The sequence below is a fragment of the Micromonospora sp. WMMD1120 genome (assembly GCF_029626235.1).
Classification (GTDB): domain Bacteria; phylum Actinomycetota; class Actinomycetes; order Mycobacteriales; family Micromonosporaceae; genus Micromonospora.
The window spans coordinates 4,463,325-4,482,295 of sequence record NZ_JARUBO010000005.1; the positions used below are offsets into that span (position 1 = coordinate 4,463,325).

The following is an 18,971-nucleotide window of genomic DNA, read 5'->3' on the forward strand; positions in this document are numbered from 1 at the left end:
GGCCATTGACGTCACGAGTGCCGCGCGGGCAGGGTGTGTGGCGGGTTTCGATCGGCCCGCAGCCAGGGCGTCCCGTCCCTGAGACGGTTTCTTAGCTGACGGTTAAGACGCGCTTACGGAAAACTGTCCTACCGGCCGCCTGTCCTGGTCATCGATACGCTGCTCACCGTTACGGACGCAGACACAGGGAGTTTCCTTGACCAGGCACGGACTGCACCGCATAACCCGGTTCCGCTCCGGACCCCGGCGCAAGGCGATCGCCATCGGCGTGATCGGTGGGTCGGTGGTGGCCGGCATCGTGGCGACCATGATGCCGCTGCTGGCCGACGACGACCTCTCGATCCGCGCGGCGGCGGACACCACCGCGACAGCGGTGCCGCAGGACGGCGACAACGCGGCCAAGACGACGCTCGCCACCTGCGCGACGCGCTGCGACGGCAACCCGCGTGGCGCCCGCACGGCGGTCATCGAGTTCGCGGTGACCACGGTGCCGGCCAACGCGGTGAACATCCGGGCGACGCTGCGGATGCACGCCTGGCAGCAGTTCGCCGCCACGGTGACCGCGCACGCCTCGCCGCTGAGCGCCCGGGAGGCGCGACCTCCGCTGGTGTCGCCCGGCGTCGTGCTGGACAGCATCGACCAGGTCGCCAAGGGCGTCAACGAGTGGGACGTCTCCAAGCTGGTCACCGGCAACGGCACCTGGACGGTCTCGCTGGCCCAGAGCGGTCTGGAGAGCCGGATCTACTGGGCGTCGGTGGAGAACCGCAACCCGGACCTGCGTCCCAGCCTGACGATCAGCTACGACCTCGGTTCCCGGCCGTCGCCGGTGACGCCCACCCGGCCGGCGCCGCCGCCGACGCCGAGCACGTCACCGACCACGTCGCCCACGCCGTCGCCGACCGTCGCGCCGACGCGGACGGCGTCCCCGAGCGCCAGCGCCACGCCGCCGGCCGGATGCGGTTCGGTCTCGGACAAGCTGGTGCCGTCCTGCGGCGCCTGGTGGGGCATGTACTCACCGGCCGGGGCGTCCGGCGGTTGGGACCACGGCAAGGCGGTCGCCGACGTGGAGGCGCAGGTCGGGCGGAAGTTCGACATCGTGCACCGCTACCACGACTTCTCCAACGCCGGCAGCAACGGCGCCTTCCCGGACGCGTACGAGGTGCAGCAGATGCGCGAGGGCCGGCTGATGTTCTTCGCCTGGGAGTCCCGCGACTTCTCCGCCGGCACCACCCTGAAGTGGTCGGACGTCTACAGCGGTCGGCTGGACAGCACCATCGACGCGGTCGCGGGCCGGATCCGGGCCACCGACACGCCGGTCTTCATGGGCTTCGACCACGAGCCCGAGGACGAGCCGAGCAAGGGCAGTGACGCCGACTTCGTGCGCGCCTGGCGCCACGTGCACGACCGGTTCGTCAGGGCCGGCGCCACCAACGCCGTCTGGGTCTGGACGATGATGGGCTGGTCCGGGCACTACTCGCGGTACGCCGGTCTGTACCCGGGCGACAAGTACGTCGACTGGGTGGGCTACGACCCGTACAACTTCCACGTCTGCAACGGCAGCACCGTGTGGAAGAGCCCGAGCACCACGATCGGTGGCTTCTACAAGTGGCTGGACGACAACGGCGTCGGCGCCGGCAAGCCGCGGATGCTCGCCGAGTTCGGCACCAACTTCGACGCCAAGGACCCGAGCGCCAAGCAGCGCTGGTTCCAGGACTTCCCGGCGGCGCTGAAGGCGCACCCGAAGATCAAGGCCGCGATCTACTTCAACTCGCCCGGCATGACCACCCGCACCTCGACCTGCGACATGACGATGAACCACGACGCCGCGGCGGTGGCCGGGTTCGCGCAGGCCGGTCGGGACCCCTACCTGCGGCAACCCACCGGGGGTAGCCGCTGACGATCGAAAAGTTCTGACGGCGCGGCGTTCGCCGGAGGTCGGCCGATCCGATCCTCCGGCGTTCTGTCGGCTTGCGGATTCATGCACCGCCCAATCGGCGGATTTTGCTTACCAGGCTGGACGAGGCACGCTACCTCGGGTTCTCATCCATCTTGGAGGCGCAGCGTGCCCAGACTCTCGCACTTGTGGCGTTCGGTAGGACGACGTCGTACTCGGGCGGGGGTGGTCGCGTTGGCGATCACCGCCGCGGTTCTGGGCGTACCCACGACCTCGTCGGCCGCGGTCGTGCCGGTCCCGGAGACGGCGACCCTGGTGTCGGCGAATCCCGCCGACGTCACGCCGCACGCCCGGGACGGCGAGACCCGCGCCTTCGCGCAGGTGGGCAACTCGGTCTTCGTCGGCGGCAGCTTCACCCAGCTCCGGCAGACCGCCACCTCCGCGTGGGTCACCCAGCGCTACCTCTTCGCGTACGACCGGACCACCGGGACCATGTCGACGACCTTCCTGCCGGTGCTCGACGGCGCGGTCAACACGCTGGTCGCCGGCCCGAACGGGACGCTGATCGTCGGCGGCGCGTTCAAGACCGTCAACGGGGTCTCCCGGAAGAACCTGGTGGCGCTGAACCCGTCGACCGGCGCGACCATCGACAGCTGGGTCGGGCGCTCCGACGGTGGCACGGTCCGTGACCTGGCCCTGCACGGCAACTGGCTGTACGTGGCCGGCGCGTTCAACTGGCTCAACGGCACCGCGCACGTCGGCCTCGGCCGGCTCAACGCGAGCACCGGCGCGATCGACCCGACGTTCGTCATCGACGCCACCGTCGGGCGGCACAACACCACGTCGTACGTCTGGACCATCGACGTCGCGCCCGACGGCAACACGCTCGTCGTCGGCGGCAATTTCATGCTCGTCAACGGTGTGTCGCGCAACCAGATCGCGTTGGTGGACGTCTCCGGGACCCCGACGTTGATCGACTGGAGCAGCGACAAGTTCGTCCCGCCGTGCGCGTCTCCGGCGACGTTCGTGCACTACGTGCAGGACGTGAAGTTCGGTGGTGACGGCAGCTGGTTCGTGGTGGGCACCAACGGTGGCGCCGGCTGGCCGGCCGCGTACTGCGACGCCCTGGTCCGCTTCGAGACGGCCGCGCGGGGCGGTGGCCAGCTCGGCACCTGGGTCGACTACACCGGCAACGACACCATCACCTCGGTCGAGGTGGCGGACAACGTGATCTACCTGGGCGGGCACTTCCGCTGGTTGAACAACCCGAACGCCAGCGACAACGCCGGTCCGGGCGCGATCGACCGGCTGGGCATCGCCGCGGTCACCCCGGCGACCGGCCTGCCGGTCAACTGGAACCCGCGGCGCAGCGGCAGCGCCTCGATGCCGGCGGGCACCTCGAGTTGGGGCTCCTCGGTGCCGGTGCTGTGGCGTGGCTCGGACGGCCTCTACTTCGGGCACAACTCCGACGGTATGGGCGAGGAGTACCACGGCCGGCTCGGCATGTTCCCGCTCGCCGGTGGTCGTACCTTCACGCCGAAGAACCCGCCCAGCGGCAGCACCGGCAACCTCTACCTGAGCACCGGCGCGGGCACGCTCGCCAGGGTGCCGTTCGACGGCGCCGCGCTGGGCACCCCGGAAACCGTCAGCCAGCCCGCGTACACGGCGGCCGGCGCGACCTGGCGGGTGGACGACCGGATCTACTGGTCGCACACGGTGGCGGGCACGCCCACCGGCAGTCGGATCGACGTGTCGCTCTTCAACGGCGGCGCGATCGGCACGCCGTGGGAGGCGTCCGGCTACAACGACTGGTTCAACCCGGCGGTGCTGACCGGCGCCTTCTATCTCGACGGTCGGCTCTACTACACCCGCACCGGCACCAACAACCTCTACTACCGCTACTTCGAGATCGACGGCAACTACCTCGGCGCCACCGAGTTCACGTTGCCGACCAGCGGCGTGACCTGGTCCGGCGTGCGTGGCATGGCCTGGGTGGACGGCAAGATCGTCTACGGTTTCACCGACGGCGCGCTGCGGAGCGTGGCGTTCGACCCGACGGCGGCGCCGAGCGTGGCGGTCAACGGCACCACGGCAGCGGTCATCGCCACGGCGACGCCCGAGTTGTCCTGGTCTACCCCATCGACCTTCTTCTCCGTACAGTAAGGGTCGACAGTTTGTAACGGAGCATCGGTAGATTGTTCACGTTGGGCCGGTGGCGGGTCCCACCGCCGCCGGCCCCGTGACGTGGGGGAGGGTCGTCGTTGCACGCCGCCGCTGGCATCCGAACGAGTCGCGCGGTGCGTCTGGTCTTCGCGGTCAAACGCCGCTGGTACCGCCTGCGCTACCGGCGGCTGACGCTCGGCCGGGACGTGGAGATCCGTGGTCGGATCCGATTGCGCCGTGGCGTACGGGTGACCATCGGTGACCGGACCCGGCTCAACAAGCTCGTCCGCTTCGCGGGCCCCGGCGAGGTTCACGTCGGAGCCGACTGCCTGCTCAACGCCACCTGGATCGGCACCTGGACGTCGGTCACGGTGGGGGACCGGTGCCTGCTGTCGGACTGCGAGCTGCTCGACAACGACTTCCACAACCTGCCCCCGGAGCAACGGCACGAACCGCCCGGCCCGCTCACCCGTGCTCCGATCGTCCTCGAGGAGAACGTCTGGGTCGGCGCGCACGCCCTTGTCCTCAAGGGCGTCCGGGTCGGTCGGGACAGCGTCGTGGGCGCGGCGACGGTGGTCCGCACGGACGTGCCACCCGGTGTGGTGGTCGTCGGTAATCCTCAACAGACGGTGAAGAAGTTCCATGACTGACGCAGCGCCCGGCACCTGGTCCACGGACGGCTCGTCGGCCGACTCCGCCCGCTCGGTGACACTGACCGACCTGCTGCGGGTGCCGATGCACCGGCTGCGTCTGGTGGCGGCGGCGGCCCTGGTCGGCCTGCTCGCCGCGCTCGGCTACGTGCTGCTGGTTCCGGCGGCGTTGACCGCGAGCGCCGTGGTCGCGGTCCGGCCGGTGGTGACCGACGCCTTCACCCCCAGCGGCGCGGGCGCCGACCGCGCGGTCAACATGAACGTGGAGAGCGGCATCGCCACCGGCACCGAGGTGGTGCAGCGACTCGCCAACGCGGCCGGCGCCGACCCGCGCAACGTCCGCGACGCGCTCGAGGTCGAGGTGCCCACCGGTGGGCAGATCCTGCGCTTCACCTACCAGGCGCGCGACGCGCAGCGGGCGGTGCAGAGCGCCAACATGGCCGCCGAGGCATACCTGAGCGTGCGACGGGCCATGTACGAGCAGCAGCGCGCCGAGATGCTGCGCTCCTACGACGCCAGCATCACCAAGGTCGCGGCGCAGCAGAGCGCGCTGCAGAAGCGGGCGAACAGCGCCAAGGACACCGCCGCCGGCGACGCGCTGGTGGCCGAGCTGGCCGGCATCAACAACCAGCTCACCCAACTCAACGCCGCCCGTACCGAGATCGCCGCCGTCGACGTCAACCCCGGTTGGGTCACCCAGAGCGCGGAGAAGGCGCTCGTCACCTCCGCCGGGCACCGACCGCTCTACCTGGTCGCCGGCCTGCTCGGCGGCGCGCTGATCGGTGTCGTGCTCGCGTACCTCTGGGAGTCGACCGACCGGCGGGTCCGCTCGGTGGCGGACGGCCGGGACGCCTCCGGGCTCCCGCTGCTCGGCACGGTGCGCCGCCCGGCGTTCCGGGGCAGCCCCCGGGCCGTCGACGCCGACGTCCGGTACGTGGCGATGGCGGTCGCCGAGCGGGTCCGCCCACCCGCCCGGGTCGCGCTCCTCACCGCGCGGGAGGACGCCACAGCGCTCACCGCGGGCCTCGCCGTCGCGCTCGCCGCCGACGGCCGGGAGGTTTTCGTCGCCGACGACAGCGGTCGGATCGAGCGGCTGCGCGCCAGCGTGCTCGCCGACCGGGGACGGTTGCCCATCGACCCGTCCCGGCCGCTGGTGCCCAAGCCCCGGCCGGCCGGCAGCGTGCCGACCGGCAGCGGCGGCGCCGACGGCACGCCCGCCCGCCGACCCTCACCGCACCCGCTCGGGGCCCGCCCGTCCACCGACCCGGACGCCACGCTGACGTTGCCCCGGGTGTCGTCCGCCCGCCCGGACAACAACGCGCGCGTCGTGGCCCCGGACGAGGTGGCGGTGGGCGTGGGCAGCGTCCGGTTCGGCACCTGGCGGCAGGGCGCGGACCACGGTCTGGTGCTGTTCAACGCCCCACCGGCGGAGTCCGACGAGCGCGGCGTGGCGGTCGCCCGGCAGGGCAGCGCGGTGGTGGTCGTCGAGCGGGACCGCACCCGCCAGAGCGACCTGCGACGCCTGGTCGAGCGGCTGCGCGCCGCCGGGGTCACCCCGCTGGGGTTCGTGCTCACCCGCAACGGCCGGGCCTGAGCGTGTCGGTCACCCGTGCCCCGGCCACCGAACCGCCACCCGGGGGCGTCCCGGCCGCGCCGACGCCCGCACCGCCCCCCGCACCGCCGCGACTGCCGCTCTGGCCGCTCGCGTTGATGTTCGGCCTGGTGCCGCTCTGGTGGCTGCTCGGGGCGTTCTACCTGGGTTGGCCGCTGCTGGGCGCGCTGCTGCTGGCGCTGCTGCTCACCCGCGGGCGGGTGCCGCTGCCGCCGGCGATCGGCATCTGGTTGCTGTTCCTCGGCATCGTGGTGGTCAGCGCCACCCAACTGGCGTCGCCCGCCTCGTTGCTCACGTTCGCCCTGCGCCTGGCCTTCTATCTGACCGCTCTGGTGGTCGGCGTCTACGTGTACGCCGCCGCCCGGGAACGTGCCAGCCTGGTGGCGGTGCTCACGCCGCTGTGCGCGTTCTGGTTCGGGCTGGTGGCGCTGGGCTGGCTCGGGGTGCTGGTGCCCCGGCTGGCCATGACGACCCCGATGGAGGTGCTGCTGCCCGGCGGGGTGGCCGGCACCCCGTTCATCAAGGACATGGTGCACCTCACCACCGCCGAATACAGCGACCGTTCGCTCAACCCGATCTACCGGCCGGCCGCGCCGTTCGCGTACACGAACAACTACGGCAGCGCGTACGCGATGGCACTGCCCTGCGTGGTGGCCTTCACGATGCTGCGTCGGCAGGGCATCCTGCGCTGGGCGCTGCTGGCGTCGCTGCCGTTGTCGCTCGCGCCGGCGTTCCTCACCCTCAACCGGGCGATGTTCCTCAGCCTCGGCGCCGGGCTGGCCGTGCTCGGGGTGCGGGCCAGCCTGCGCGGCAACGTGCGGGTGGCCGCTTCCATCGTCGGCGTTGTCGTGATCGGAGCGGTGGCGACGCTGTTCATCCCGATCGCCGACCTGATCAACAAGCGGGTCGACTCCAGCGACACCAACACCGACCGACTCTCGCTCTACACCGAGGTGATCCGTCGGGTGCAGGAGTCGCCGTGGCTGGGCTACGGCGCTCCGGTGAACGTCGACACCGTGTCGGCGGCGGCCCCCATCGGCACCCAGGGCCAGCTGTGGATGGTGCTGTTCAGCCACGGCGTACCGGCGCTGATCTGCTTCCTCGCCTGGTTCGTCGCCGCCGCGGTGATCTGCGCGCGGGCGACCTCGGCGGCCGGGCAGTGGCTGGCGGTGGTGCCGGTCGTCTGCCTGGTGCAGATCCCGTTCTACGGGATGGCCAACCAGAACCTGGCCGTCGCGTTCTTCGCTGTCGCCTTCGCGATGGCGCTCACCGAACGCGAGCGGCGGACCGGCGCGGTCGCGGCAGTGGCCCTGCCGCCGGCCGGGCGCGCCACAGCGGTGCCCGCGTGACCGCCGCCACCCGTCCGCCGGCCGGGGCCGAACCGGGCGGTCCGGCGACGCCGGAGGCCGCCGGTTCGGCCGAGACCCGGCGCAGCGCCCGCAGCGGGGTGGCCGGGCTGCTCGGCGCGGCCACCAGCGGCCTGTTCGGGTTCGTGCTGGCCGTGGTGATCACGCGGGGGTACGGCACATCCGGCGCGGGCGCGTTCTTCGCCGCGATCGGGGTGGTCACCGTCGCCACCGCGATCTGCACGCTCGGTGCGGAGACCGGTCTGATGTGGGCGCTGCCGCGGCGCGCCCTCGGGGTGCGCGGTGACGCGGCCCGGGTGCTCCCGGTGGCGCTGATCCCGCCGCTGGTGACCGCGCTGCTGGTCGCCGGCGCGGGGGCGCTGGCCGCCGACGCGCTCGCGCCCCGGCTGCTGGGCGACTCCCTCGCGAACGGCGACGCGCTGCTCACCGTCACGTTCGCCGCGGTGCCGGTGGTGGTCGTGATGACCCTGCTGCTGGCCGCCCTGCGCTGCGTGCGACCCATCCGGGCGTACGTCGGGGTGCAGTTCCTCCTGTTGCCGGTCGCCCGCCCGGTGCTGGTCGGCGCCGCCGCGCTGGCCGGCGGTGGGCTGCTCGCCGGCATGACCGGCTGGTTGGTGCCGGCGGCGTTGGCGCTGCTGGCCTGCCTCACGCTCGTCGCCGGGCCGCTCGGGGTGGGCCGGGGCGCGACGCTGCGACCCCACAGCGCCGACTGGTCGGCGTTCTGGCGCTTCGCTCTGCCCCGAGCCGCCTCGGCCGCCATCGACGCCGGCAACATGTGGGTGGGAGTGCTGCTCACCTCGGTGCTCGCCGGGCCGGCGGACGCCGGCGTGTTCGGCGCGGTCGGCCGTTACGTGCTGGCGGGCCAGTTGGCCATGCAGGGGTTGCGGGTGGCGGTGTCGCCGCAGCTGTCCCGGCTGCTGGGGCGCGGCGAACGGGCCGCCGCGGCGGCGGTGCACCGGCAGTTGACCAGGTGGGGGCTGGTGCTGTCCTGGCCGGTCTATCTGCTGCTGGCGGTGTTCGCGCTCGCCTTCCTCCAGCTCTTCGGGCCGGAGTTCACCGCCGGGGTGCCGGCGATGACCGTGCTCGCGGTGGCGATGCTTGTCAACACCGGCGTGGGCAACGTGCAGAGCCTGCTGCTGATGGGCGGGCGCAGCGGGCTGCACCTGGTGGCCACCGTGGCCGGGCTGACGGTGACCGTGTCGCTGGGTCTGTGGCTGATCCCCGAGCACGGGGCGACGGGAGCGGCGGTGGCCTGGGCGGTGGGCATCGCCACCGAGAACCTCACCGCCGCGACGTTCGCCCGCTCGGTGGTGCGGGAGCCGCTCGTCGACGTCGCGACGGCGCGCGCGGCGGCGGCCACCGTCGCCGGTGTGGGTCTGGCCGCCGGCGTCGGCGTGCTGGCCGGTGGTCGCGGGCTACCCGGTCTCGCGGTGGCGCTGGCCGTGCTGCTGGCCGGCTGCGTCGGCATGTTGACGTTGCCCCGGGTCCGTGCGGGCATCCGGGGCACCATGAGGCAGATCCGTGGGGGCACCGACGCGGCCGCGGCCGCCGAGCCCGCCACGGCATCGACGAGAGGCAGGTGAGGTCAGTCGTGGCGTCCATTCGTGACCGGGTCAAGCAGCTGGTCCCGACCCAGGTGACCACCCGGGTGAAGGAGTCGCTCGTCGACTACGGTGTGCGCACCAGTGATCGCCGGCCGCTGCCGGACTTCCTGATCATCGGCACCAAGCGGGGTGGTACGACCTCGCTGTGGAACTACCTCATCCAGCACCCGCTGGTGCCCCGGCTCTTCCCGGCGTGGAACACCAAGTCGGCGCACTACTTCGAGGAGCACTGGGGGCGCGGCGAGTCCTGGTACCGCTCGCACTTTCCGACCGAGCGGCAGCGGGAGGCCCTGGCCCGGCGGCACGGCGGGCCGGTGCGGGTCGGTGAGGCCGCCCCGCTCTACATGTTCCACCCGCTCGCGGCGCAGCGGGTCGCCGCGCTGATGCCGACGGTGAAGCTGATCGTGCTGCTGCGCGATCCGGTGGAGCGGGCGTACTCGCACTGGAAGGAGCGCCGCACCCACGGCATCGAGCCGTTGGACTTCGCCGCAGCGCTGGCGGCCGAGCCGGAGCGTACGGCGGGGGAGCGGGAGCGGTTGATCGCCGAGCCGGAGTCGTTCAGCGAGGCGTACGACTGGTACACGTACCGGGCGCGGGGGCGCTACCTGGAGCACCTGGAGCCGTGGCTGGAGCGTTTCGCCCGGGAGCAGATCCTCTTCCTGCCCAGCGAGGACCTCTACCGCGACGCGCGGGCCACCTACCGGCGCACCCTGGACTTCCTCGGGCTGCCGGCGTACGACCTGCCCGACTTCAAGGTCTACAACGACCGGCGGTCGGCGCCGCTGGACCCGGCCGTGCGTGCCGAGCTGACCGACTACTACCGGCCCCACAACGACGCGTTGCGTCAGCGGCTCGGGCTGGACCTCGACTGGGCGGACCGGGCGGCGTGACGACAGGGCTGCGCCCGGCCTCCGATCCGCGTTCCCGGGTGGACGGTCTGGGCTGGGTGAGCCGCGCGGTGTTCCCGGACGACCGGGTCGGGCTGAGCGTGGGCGGGGCGCCGCCGGCCGGACACCGGGCGGTGGCCCGGTACGCGGTGGTGCCGTCGGTGGCGCGGGCCCGGTTCCTGGTGCCGCTGGGCGCGCGCCGGGCCGGGGCGGCGTCCCTGCTGGCGTACAACGCCCTGCGTCCACCGAAGGTGCGGGCGCTGCGGGCGGTGCTGGGCGGGTTGGCCCGGTTCGGGCGGCTGGGGCTCGCGCCCTTCCCGACGCTCACCGTGTCGGTGCCCGTGGGCGCGCCGGCCGGGGAGCTGCTGTTGACCGAGCGGCTCTCGGCCGATCTGGGTGGGGCGCCGCTGCTGGCCGCGTGCGGGGTCCGCCCGCCCGATCCGAACGGCAAGCCCACACTTCAACTGTTCACCGCCGACGGTCGTCCACGCGGTTACGCGAAGATCGGTTGGAACGGGGCGACCCGCGCCCTGGTCGCGGCGGAGGCGGAGGCGCTGCGCTCACTGCGTACGGTGGGCGGTGTCGCCGACCACCCGACGCCGCCGAGGCTGCTCACCGAGACGTCGTGGGCCGGGCAGGTGGTGGCGGTGATCGAGCCGTTGCCGCCGGCGGTCCGGGGGGTGCCGGTGGACGACCCGCCGCGCGTCGCGGCGGTGCTCGCCGTCGCCCGGCGCGGCGGCCCGGCGGGTACGCCCCGACGACTGGCCGACTCGACGTTCCTGCGCCGGTTGGCCGACCAGGCCGGTCGGGCCGCCTCGGTCGAGCCGGCCGGCGCGCGGGCGGTCGCCGCGGTATCCGCGCTGGTCCGCCGGCATGGCGACACCACCGTGGAGTTCGGTCACTGGCATGGTGACTGGGTGCCCTGGAACCTGGGTTGGCACGCCGGTCGGTTGGTCGCCTGGGACTGGGAGCACAGCGGGCCGGACGTGCCGGTCGGCTTCGACCTGGCGCACGACGCGTTCCAGCGCGCCCTGGTGCTGCGCGGGGAGCCGGCCGACGTCGCGGCGGCGGCCGTGGACGTGCACCTGGACCGGCACGGCGACCGGCTCGGTCTCGACGCGGCGCGGCGTCGCCTGGTGGCCGACGCGTACCTGGTGGAGATGTGGTTGCGGACGTGGCGACTGGCCGACGCGGGGGCGGGCTGGAACCCGGCGCTGCATCCCGGACTCTTGGACGTCATCGAGAAAAGACATAGCGGTTGATCCGGAGGAATCTCGGCGTCGGGGGCGCGCCGTAGAGTGACGACAAAATAGCAGGTGGTGACGACGATCGATGGGCCTGGGCCGATCGGCGCGCCGGATCGTCCGGTGTGGAGATCGTCGGCTCGTCCGGTCGCGCTATTCAGCGGCCGGTGAACGTGTGATCTGCTTCTGCCTGGCATGGACGGAAACTCCAAGCGAACTTGTGGGGAGTCGCGTGGACACGAAGAACGACGACGGTGCGGCCCCGGTGCTGCTGCTGGTCGGCTCCAGCGGCGGCCACCTGGCCCAACTCCTGGCCCTGCGGCCCTGGTACGAACAGTGGCGACGTTGCTGGGTCACCTTCGACACCCCGGAGGCGGTGTCCCTGCTGGACGGTGAGGACCTGGTGCCGGCGCACCACCCGACCACCCGCAACGTGCCGAACCTGCTGCGCAACGCGCTGCTGGCCTGGCGGGTGCTGCGGGCGCGGCGGGTCGCCGCGGTGGTCACCACCGGCGCCGGCGTGGCCGTTCCGTTCGTGGTGCTGGCCCGGCTGCGGCGCATCCCGACCGTCTACATCGAGGTGTACGACCGGATCGACACCCCGACGTTGACCGCCCGGCTCTGTCGGCCGTTCCTCTCCGCGATGCTCGTGCAGTGGGACGAGCAGCGCCGGCAGTACCCCGAGGCGACAGTCGTCGGGACGCTGCTGTGAGCGGGGAGACGGGCACCGCCCGGCGTTCCCAGCCCTGGCCGGCCACCGGGGCGGGCCGCCTGCCCCGTCAGCGCGACAGCTCGGCGGTCGCCCAGCTCCGGGTGCTGGTCGCGGTCGGCACCGACAAGCACCGGTTCGACCGGCTCGTGGACTGGTTGGCGCAGTGGCACGCGCAGGCCACCGAACCGGTCGGGCTGACCCTGCAGCACGGGCACACGGCCGCGCCCGCGCTGCCCGGCGCGGTGCCGTTCCTCGGCCACGACGCGTTGCAGCAGGCGATGGCCGAGGCGGACCTGGTGGTCTGCCACGGTGGCCCGGCGACCATCCTGGAGGCCCGCCGGCACGGCCACCTGCCCATCGTGGTGCCCCGCGACCCGACCCGTGGGGAGCACGTCGACGATCACCAGCTCCTCTTCGCCCGCCGGCTCGGCGCCGCCGGGCTGGTGGTGCTCTGCGAGACCCGGGAGGCGCTCTACGACGCCCTGGCCGCCGGGTCGGCCGACCCGTCCCGGTACGCGGTGGCCGCCGACCCGCAGGCGCACGAGGCCCGACGGGCGGCGGTGGCCCGGGTCGGGCAGATCGTCGACGACCTGGTGGCCCGCTCCACCCCGCGCCCACGCCGGTGGCGGGCCTGGTCCCGCTCCGGAGCGAAGGAGACCCGATGACCCCGCAGCCGAGCGTCAGCGTCGTGGTGCCCACCCGGGACCGCCCCGAGCTGCTGCGGTCCGCGGTCCGCGCGATCCTGGCGCAGGAGTACCCGGGCCCGATCGAGGCGGTGGTGGTGTTCGACCAGTCCACCCCCGACGAGTCGCTGACCGAGTTGGGCGGCGGCCCGACCCGTACGGTGCGGGTGATCCGCAACGGGCGGACACCGGGGCTGGCCGGCGCGCGCAACAGCGGCACCGTCGCGGCCACGGGTGAGCTCGTCGCGTTCTGCGACGACGACGACGAGTGGCTGCCCGGCAAGCTGGCCGCCCAGGTCGACGCGCTGGCCGCCGAGCCCTCGGCCGAGTTCGTCTGCTGCGGCATCCGGGTGAGCTACGACGGGCACACCGTCGACCGGGTGCTGGAGAAGGACCGGATCACCCTGGACGACCTGCTGCGCGACCGGATGACCGAGCTGCACCCGTCGACATTCCTGATCCGCGCGAGCGCTTTGCGGGACGGGTTCGGGCTGGTCGACGAGGAGATCCCGGGCAGCTACGCGGAGGACTACGAGTTCCTGCTCCGGGCCGCCCGCAGCGCGCCGCTGATCAACCTGCGGACGCCGTCGGTGCTGGTGCGCTGGCACAAGCGGTCGTACTTCGCGCAGCGCTGGGACACCATCTCCGAGGCGTTGCAGTGGCTGCTGCGACGCTATCCGGAGTTCGCCGGCCAACCGGCGGGCGAGGCTCGGGTGGCCGGGCAGATCGCTTTCGCCCGCGCCGCCTCCGGCGACCGTCGGGGCGCGGTGCGCTGGGCCCGCCGTACGCTGCGGAGCAACCCCCGCGAGCCGCGCGCCTACCTCGCGCTCGCCGTCGCCGGCCGGGTGGTCCGGGCCGACGCGGTGCTGCGCACCCTGCACAAGCGGGGTCGGGGAATCTGACCGGCGGTCGCCGCCGCCGGCCGGTGTCCGGACGGCGGCGTCCGCTGGGCGGGACGCGGCGGGCAGTGTGTCGGGTCGATGGCGGGCCGTGACAGACTGTCCGCTGTGTTGCGTTGGTTGACTGCAGGTGAATCGCACGGCCCCGCCCTCGTCGCGATGCTGGAGGGGGTGCCGGCCGGCATCGAGGTGACCACCACCGAGATCGCCGACGAGCTGGCCCGTCGCCGGCTGGGCTACGGTCGCGGCGCCCGGATGTCGTTCGAGCGGGACGAGGTCGAGCTGCTGGGCGGGCTGCGGCACGGCGTCACCCTGGGCAGCCCGGTGGCGATCCGGGTGGGCAACTCCGAGTGGCCCAAGTGGCAGACCGTCATGGCCGCCGACCCGGTGGACGCCGACGAGCTGGCCCGGCAGGCCCGCAACGCCCCGCTGACCCGCCCCCGGCCGGGCCACGCCGACCTGGCCGGCATGCAGAAGTACGGCCACACCGACGCCCGGCCGATCCTGGAGCGCGCCAGCGCCCGGGAGACCGCCGCCCGCGTCGCCGTCGGCACCGTCGCCAAGGCGCTGATCCGGCAGGCGCTCGGCGTCGAGATCGTCTCGCACGTCATCGAGCTGGGTCCGGTGGCGGCCAAGCCCGGGCTGCGCCCGACCCCGTCCGACGCCGCCCGCATCGACGCCGACCCGCTGCGCTGCCTCGACCCGGAGGCCAGCGCCCTGATGGTCGCCGAGGTCGACGCCGCGAAGAAGGCCGCCGACACCCTGGGCGGCGTGGTCGAGGTGCTGGCGTACGGGGTGCCGCCCGGCCTGGGCAGCCACGTGCAGTGGGACCGCAAGCTCGACGCCCGGCTGGCCACCGCCCTGATGTCCATCCAGGCGATCAAGGGGGTGGAGATCGGCGACGGCTGGCAGCAGGCCCGCTCCCGTGGCTCCGAGGCGCACGACGAGATCATCCCGTCGGCCACCGGCGTCCGGCGGGTCACCGACCGGGCCGGCGGGCTGGAGGGTGGCATCACCACCGGCGAGCCGCTGCGGGTGCGCGCCGCGATGAAGCCGATCTCTTCGCTGAACCGGGCCCTCTCCACTGTGGACGTGGCCACCGGCGAGCCGGCCACCGCGATCAACCAGCGCTCCGACGTCTGCGCGGTGCCCGCCGCGGCGGTGGTCGCCGAGGCGATGGTGGCGCTGGTGCTCGCCGAGGCGGCCACCGAGAAGTTCGGCGGCGACTCGGTCGCCGAGATCCGCCGCAACCTGGCCGGCTACCTCGACGCGCTGGTCATTCGCTGATGGCGCCGGTCGTCGTGTTGGTCGGCGCGCCGGGCTGCGGCAAGACCACCGTCGGACGGGCCCTCGCCACCGCCCTCGGGGTGGAGTTCCGCGACACCGACATCGACATCGAGCAGATGGCCGGCAAGCCGATCCCGGAGATCTTCATCGACGAGGGCGAGGCGCACTTCCGTACCCTGGAGCGGGCTGCGGTGGCGGCGGCGCTGGCGGGCGGCAGCGGCGTGCTCGCCCTCGGCGGCGGCGCGGTGCTGGCCGAGGAGACGCGGGCCGCGCTCGTCGGGCACCGCGTGGTGCACCTCTCGGTCGAGCTGCCCGACGCGGTGAAGCGGGTCGGGCTCGGCGCCGGCCGGCCGCTGCTGGCGATCAACCCGAGGGCCACCCTCAAACACCTGCTGGACCAGCGCCGCCCCCTCTACGCGGAGGTGGCCACCGAGACGGTGGTCACCGACGGCCGCACCCCCGCAGAGGTCGTCGACGAGATCACCGCCCTCCTCCCGCGCTGACCCGCACCCACCCTTCCGCGCGATCTTGTAGTTTCTGCCCCGACACAACGGGGCATGTGCCGCATTACGGCAACCGGAACTGCAAGATCGCGGGTGTCAGGCTCGGGCGACCAGGTCGAGGACGTCGGCCAGCGCCTTCGGCTCGCTGAGCATCGGCCAGTGGCCGGTGGGCAACTCGTGCAACGGGCCGTCGGCCAGGCCGGTGAAGAACGGGTGCCGCTGGGCGATCATGTCGCGGACCACGGTGAGCGGGAAGGTGCTGGCCACCAGGGCGGTGGGCACCGGCCGGCCGCCGGCGCGTCGTACCGGATCGGTGGCGGTGCGCAGCGGCTGGGGCGTGCCGCGGGACCGCAGCAGCGCCAGCGTCGGCTCGTCCAGCCCGGCCAGGTTCGTCGGGTCGGCCGCCGGATCCCAGGCCGGCGGTGGCAGCAGGTGCCCGTCGCCGATCACGGCGCGCAGCCGCTGCTGTTCCTCGGGCGGCAGCGTGTCGAACTGCGCGGTGCCGTCCGGCAACGGCCCGCTCTCCACGTAGATGACCCGGGCGATCCGGTCCGGGACCCGGTCCGCCGCCTGGGCGACCGGCAGGCCGCCGCCGGAGTGACCCACCAGCAGGACGTCGCGGAGGTCCTCGACCTCGATCAGCCGCACGATGTCGGTGGTGTGGGTCTCCAGGCTCACCTGCGGCCCGGCCAGGTGGTCGCGCTCGGCCAGCCCGGTCAGCGTCATCGGGTACACCTCGTGGCCCTGCCCGCGCAGGGTGGCGGTCACGTCCCGCCACGCCCAGGCGCCCAGCCAGAAGCCCGGTACCAGCACGAAAGTCGCCATCGATCGCTCCTTCACTCGGTTCTGGACCGACCGTACGATCGAATCCGGGCAGTTTCCGCCCGGTTTGAAGGAGTGGCCCGTGTCACATCCCGCCGGTCGGTTGCTGGCCCTGCTCGAACTGCTGCAGACCCGGCACCGCTCGACCGCCACCGAACTCGCCGCCCACCTCGGCGTCGACGAGCGCACTGTGCGCCGCTACGTCACGGCCCTGGTCGAGGTGGGCATCCCGGTCACCGCCGACCGGGGCGCCACGGCGGTTACCGGCTACGCTCCGGCTACAAGCTGCCGCCGCTGATGCTCACCGACGACGAGGCGGTGGCAGTTCTGCTCGGCCCGATCGTGGCCGAGCGGGTCGGGCTCGCCACCGAGCAGCCGGCCACCGCCACCGCGCTCGCGAAGATCCGCCGGGTGCTGCCGGCGGCGCTGGCCGACCGGCTGGCCGCCGTCCAGGAGCACCTGGGCTTCACCCTGCGTCCCACCGCGAGAGAGCGCGGCCCGGCGTCGGGCACCCTGCTCGTCCTCGCCTCGGCCGCACACCACCGGCGGCGGGTGACGATGGACTACAGCTCCTGGCGGGGCGAGCGGTCGCACCGGGATCTCGACCCGTACGGGCTGGTCTTCCACGCCGGCCGGTGGTACGTCACCGGCCACGATCACCGCAGGGGAGAGGTACGCACCTTCCGGCTGGACCGGATCGACGCGGTGACCGCCGGTGGTGCGACGTTCGTCGTGCCGGACGGCTTCGACGCGGTGGCCTGGGTGACCCGGTCGTTGGCGACAGTGCCGTACCGGCACGAGGTGGAGGTGCTGCTGGAGACCGACCTGGTCGCCGCCCGTCGCCGGGTCCCGCCCAGCGTGGCCGAGCTGACCGCCGACGTCGACGGGGTGCTGCTGCGGGCCCGCGCGGAGAGCCTGCCCGGGATGGCCGTGCTGCTCGCCGGCCTCGGCTGCCCGTTCACGGTGCGGCAACCGGACGCGCTGCGTGCCGAGGTGGCCGCGCACGCCCGCCGGCTGGCGGACTGGGCGGTGCGGTCAGCAGGTGGACAGCCGCCCTCGCCGCGCCGTCCACTGGACTAGGCTGCCGGCGATGGACGAGGTGACCCGGATTCCGGTCGGCGGCGAGCGGCCGTACGACGTCTTGGTGGGGCGTGACCTGCTGGGCGCGCTGCCCGGCCTGTTGCCCGGCGCGACCCGGGCGGCGGTGCTGCACACGCCTCCGCTCAAGGCGCTCGCGGACGGGCTCGGCGAGCGGTTGCGCGCGGCCGGCGTCGAGCCGTCGCCGATCGAGGTGCCCGACGCCGAGTCGGGCAAGCACATCGACGTGGCCGCCGCCTGCTGGGACCGGCTGGGCGCGGCCGGCTTCACCCGTACCGACGCGGTGGTCGGCGTGGGTGGCGGCGCGGTGACCGACCTGGCCGGCTTCGTCGCGGCCTGCTGGCTGCGCGGGGTGCGCTGGGTGCCGGTGGCGACCTCGCTGCTGGGCATGGTGGACGCCGCGGTGGGCGGCAAGACCGGCATCAACACGGCCGCCGGCAAGAACCTGGTGGGCGCGTTCCACCCGCCGGTCGGCGTGCTGGCCGACCTGGCCACGCTGGACAGCCTGCCGGCGGTCGACCTGGCGGCCGGGTTGGCCGAGGTCGTCAAGTGCGGGTTCATCGCCGACCCGGCGATCCTGGACCTCGTCGAGCGCGATCCGGCCGCCGCCACCGACGCGCGTGGGCCGGTCAGCCGGGAGCTGATCGAGCGGGCGATCCGGGTGAAGGCCGACGTGGTCGCCGGCGACCTGCGCGAGTCGGGCGTGCGGGAGGTGCTCAACTACGGGCACACCCTGGCGCACGCCATCGAGCAGCGCGAGGGTTACCGCTGGCGGCACGGTCACGCCGTCTCCGTCGGCCTGGTGTACGCCGCCGCGCTGGCCCGGCTCGCCGGGCGGCTGGACGCGCCGACCGCCGACCGGCACCGCAGCACGTTGCGCGCGCTGGACCTCCCGGTGAGCTACCCCGCCGACGCGTGGCCCCAGCTGCTGGCCACCATGCGGGTGGACAAGAAGGCCCGGGGCAGCCGGCTGCGTTTCGTGGTGCTCGACGGTCTGGCCCGCCCGGCCATGCTGGAGGGCCCGGACGACGCGCTGCTCGAGGCGGCCTACCGCGAGGTGTGCGCCTGATGCGGGTCTACGTCCTGAACGGGCCGAACCTGGGCCGGCTGGGCACCCGGGAGCCCGAGGTGTACGGCGCGACCACCTACGCCGATCTGGTGGCGCTCTGCGAGGCCACGGGGCGGGAGCTGGGGCTGGAGGTGACGGTCCGGCAGACCGACGCCGAGCACGAGCTGCTGGGGTGGTTGCACGCGGCGGCGGACGAGGGCGCGGCGGTGGTGCTCAACCCGGCCGCCTGGTCGCACTACTCGTACGCGGTGCGCGACGCCTGCGCCATGCTGCGCGGGCCGCTGGTCGAGGTGCACCTGTCCAACATCCACGCCCGCGAGGAGTTCCGGCACCACTCGGTGGTGTCGGCGGTGGCGACCGGGGTGATCTGCGGCCTCGGCATCGACGGCTACCGTCTCGCCCTGCACCATCTGGCCACCCGCTGAGGGCCCGCCCCGAGCGGGGGCGGGCCGATTCGACGCAGCTTGTAGACTTGCC

General features: G+C 73.4%; 16 protein-coding genes and 1 pseudogene. 16 read left to right on the forward strand and 1 reads right to left on the reverse strand.

The annotated features are described in order from the left end of the window. The first annotated feature begins 196 nt into the window (after positions 1 to 196). From O7634_RS20880 to O7634_RS20940, 13 genes are all read left to right on the forward strand, one after another. Positions 197 to 1,897, forward strand: a complete 1,701-nt coding sequence (locus O7634_RS20880; RefSeq protein ID WP_278151799.1) for a glycosyl hydrolase — start codon at positions 197 to 199, stop codon at positions 1,895 to 1,897. Positions 1,898 to 2,119: 222 nt separating this feature from the next. After that, complete coding sequence (locus O7634_RS20885) at positions 2,120 to 4,057, forward strand: hypothetical protein (RefSeq protein WP_278151800.1); 1,938 nt, start codon at positions 2,120 to 2,122, stop codon at positions 4,055 to 4,057. 134 nt (positions 4,058 to 4,191) lie between these two features. After that, positions 4,192 to 4,707 (forward strand): DapH/DapD/GlmU-related protein, encoded by a 516-nt coding sequence (locus O7634_RS20890; RefSeq protein WP_278151801.1) that lies wholly within the window; start codon positions 4,192 to 4,194, stop codon positions 4,705 to 4,707. After that, complete coding sequence (locus O7634_RS20895; RefSeq protein WP_278151802.1) at positions 4,700 to 6,301, forward strand: lipopolysaccharide biosynthesis protein; 1,602 nt, start codon at positions 4,700 to 4,702, stop codon at positions 6,299 to 6,301. Before O7634_RS20890 ends, O7634_RS20895 begins: the two co-directional genes overlap by 8 nt. A gap of 2 nt (positions 6,302 to 6,303) precedes the next feature. Then, entirely contained in the window at positions 6,304 to 7,668 is a 1,365-nt protein-coding gene (locus tag O7634_RS20900) for an O-antigen ligase family protein (protein WP_278151803.1), read from the forward strand. Continuing rightward, a complete protein-coding gene (locus O7634_RS20905) occupies positions 7,665 to 9,269 on the forward strand; it encodes a polysaccharide biosynthesis C-terminal domain-containing protein (RefSeq protein WP_278151804.1) in 1,605 nt (534 codons plus the stop codon). The genes O7634_RS20900 and O7634_RS20905 overlap by 4 nt, the downstream gene beginning before the upstream one ends. A gap of 8 nt (positions 9,270 to 9,277) precedes the next feature. Then, positions 9,278 to 10,180: a sulfotransferase domain-containing protein gene (locus O7634_RS20910; RefSeq protein WP_278151805.1), complete on the forward strand. Its 903-nt coding sequence runs from the start codon at positions 9,278 to 9,280 to the stop codon at positions 10,178 to 10,180. Beyond that, positions 10,177 to 11,439, forward strand: a complete 1,263-nt coding sequence (locus tag O7634_RS20915; RefSeq protein ID WP_278151806.1) for a hypothetical protein — start codon at positions 10,177 to 10,179, stop codon at positions 11,437 to 11,439. The genes O7634_RS20910 and O7634_RS20915 overlap by 4 nt, the downstream gene beginning before the upstream one ends. Positions 11,440 to 11,641: 202 nt before the next feature. Continuing rightward, the gene (locus O7634_RS20920; RefSeq protein WP_278151807.1) at positions 11,642 to 12,133 is read left to right on the forward strand and encodes a UDP-N-acetylglucosamine--LPS N-acetylglucosamine transferase; all 492 of its coding nucleotides are present in this window, start codon (positions 11,642 to 11,644) and stop codon (positions 12,131 to 12,133) included. Beyond that, entirely contained in the window at positions 12,130 to 12,798 is a 669-nt protein-coding gene (locus O7634_RS20925) for a glycosyltransferase (RefSeq protein ID WP_278151808.1), read from the forward strand. Before O7634_RS20920 ends, O7634_RS20925 begins: the two co-directional genes overlap by 4 nt. Continuing rightward, positions 12,795 to 13,718 (forward strand): glycosyltransferase family 2 protein, encoded by a 924-nt coding sequence (locus tag O7634_RS20930; RefSeq protein WP_278151809.1) that lies wholly within the window; start codon positions 12,795 to 12,797, stop codon positions 13,716 to 13,718. Before O7634_RS20925 ends, O7634_RS20930 begins: the two co-directional genes overlap by 4 nt. 105 nt (positions 13,719 to 13,823) lie before the next feature. Then, positions 13,824 to 15,002 (forward strand): chorismate synthase, encoded by a 1,179-nt coding sequence (gene aroC, locus O7634_RS20935; RefSeq protein ID WP_278151810.1) that lies wholly within the window; start codon positions 13,824 to 13,826, stop codon positions 15,000 to 15,002. Further along, positions 15,002 to 15,505: a shikimate kinase gene (locus O7634_RS20940; RefSeq protein ID WP_278151811.1), complete on the forward strand. Its 504-nt coding sequence runs from the start codon at positions 15,002 to 15,004 to the stop codon at positions 15,503 to 15,505. Before aroC ends, O7634_RS20940 begins: the two co-directional genes overlap by 1 nt. Positions 15,506 to 15,601: 96 nt before the next feature. On the opposite strand, the gene O7634_RS20945 is transcribed toward O7634_RS20940, so the two are convergent. Continuing rightward, positions 15,602 to 16,330, reverse strand: coding sequence for an alpha/beta hydrolase (locus tag O7634_RS20945; RefSeq protein ID WP_278151812.1), 729 nt, complete (start codon positions 16,328 to 16,330; stop codon positions 15,602 to 15,604). A 79-nt stretch (positions 16,331 to 16,409) separates the two neighbouring features. Here O7634_RS20945 and O7634_RS20950 point away from each other — a divergent pair. The 3 genes and pseudogenes from O7634_RS20950 to aroQ all read left to right on the forward strand — a co-directional run bounded on the left by O7634_RS20950 (position 16,410) and on the right by aroQ (position 18,919). Further along, a pseudogene (locus O7634_RS20950) lies at positions 16,410 to 17,407 on the forward strand (YafY family protein). A gap of 10 nt (positions 17,408 to 17,417) precedes the next feature. Then, entirely contained in the window at positions 17,418 to 18,494 is a 1,077-nt protein-coding gene (gene aroB / locus O7634_RS20955) for a 3-dehydroquinate synthase (RefSeq protein WP_278151813.1), read from the forward strand. Then, positions 18,494 to 18,919, forward strand: coding sequence for a type II 3-dehydroquinate dehydratase (aroQ, locus tag O7634_RS20960; protein ID WP_278151814.1), 426 nt, complete (start codon positions 18,494 to 18,496; stop codon positions 18,917 to 18,919). Before aroB ends, aroQ begins: the two co-directional genes overlap by 1 nt. The last annotated feature ends 52 nt before the right edge of the window (positions 18,920 to 18,971 follow it).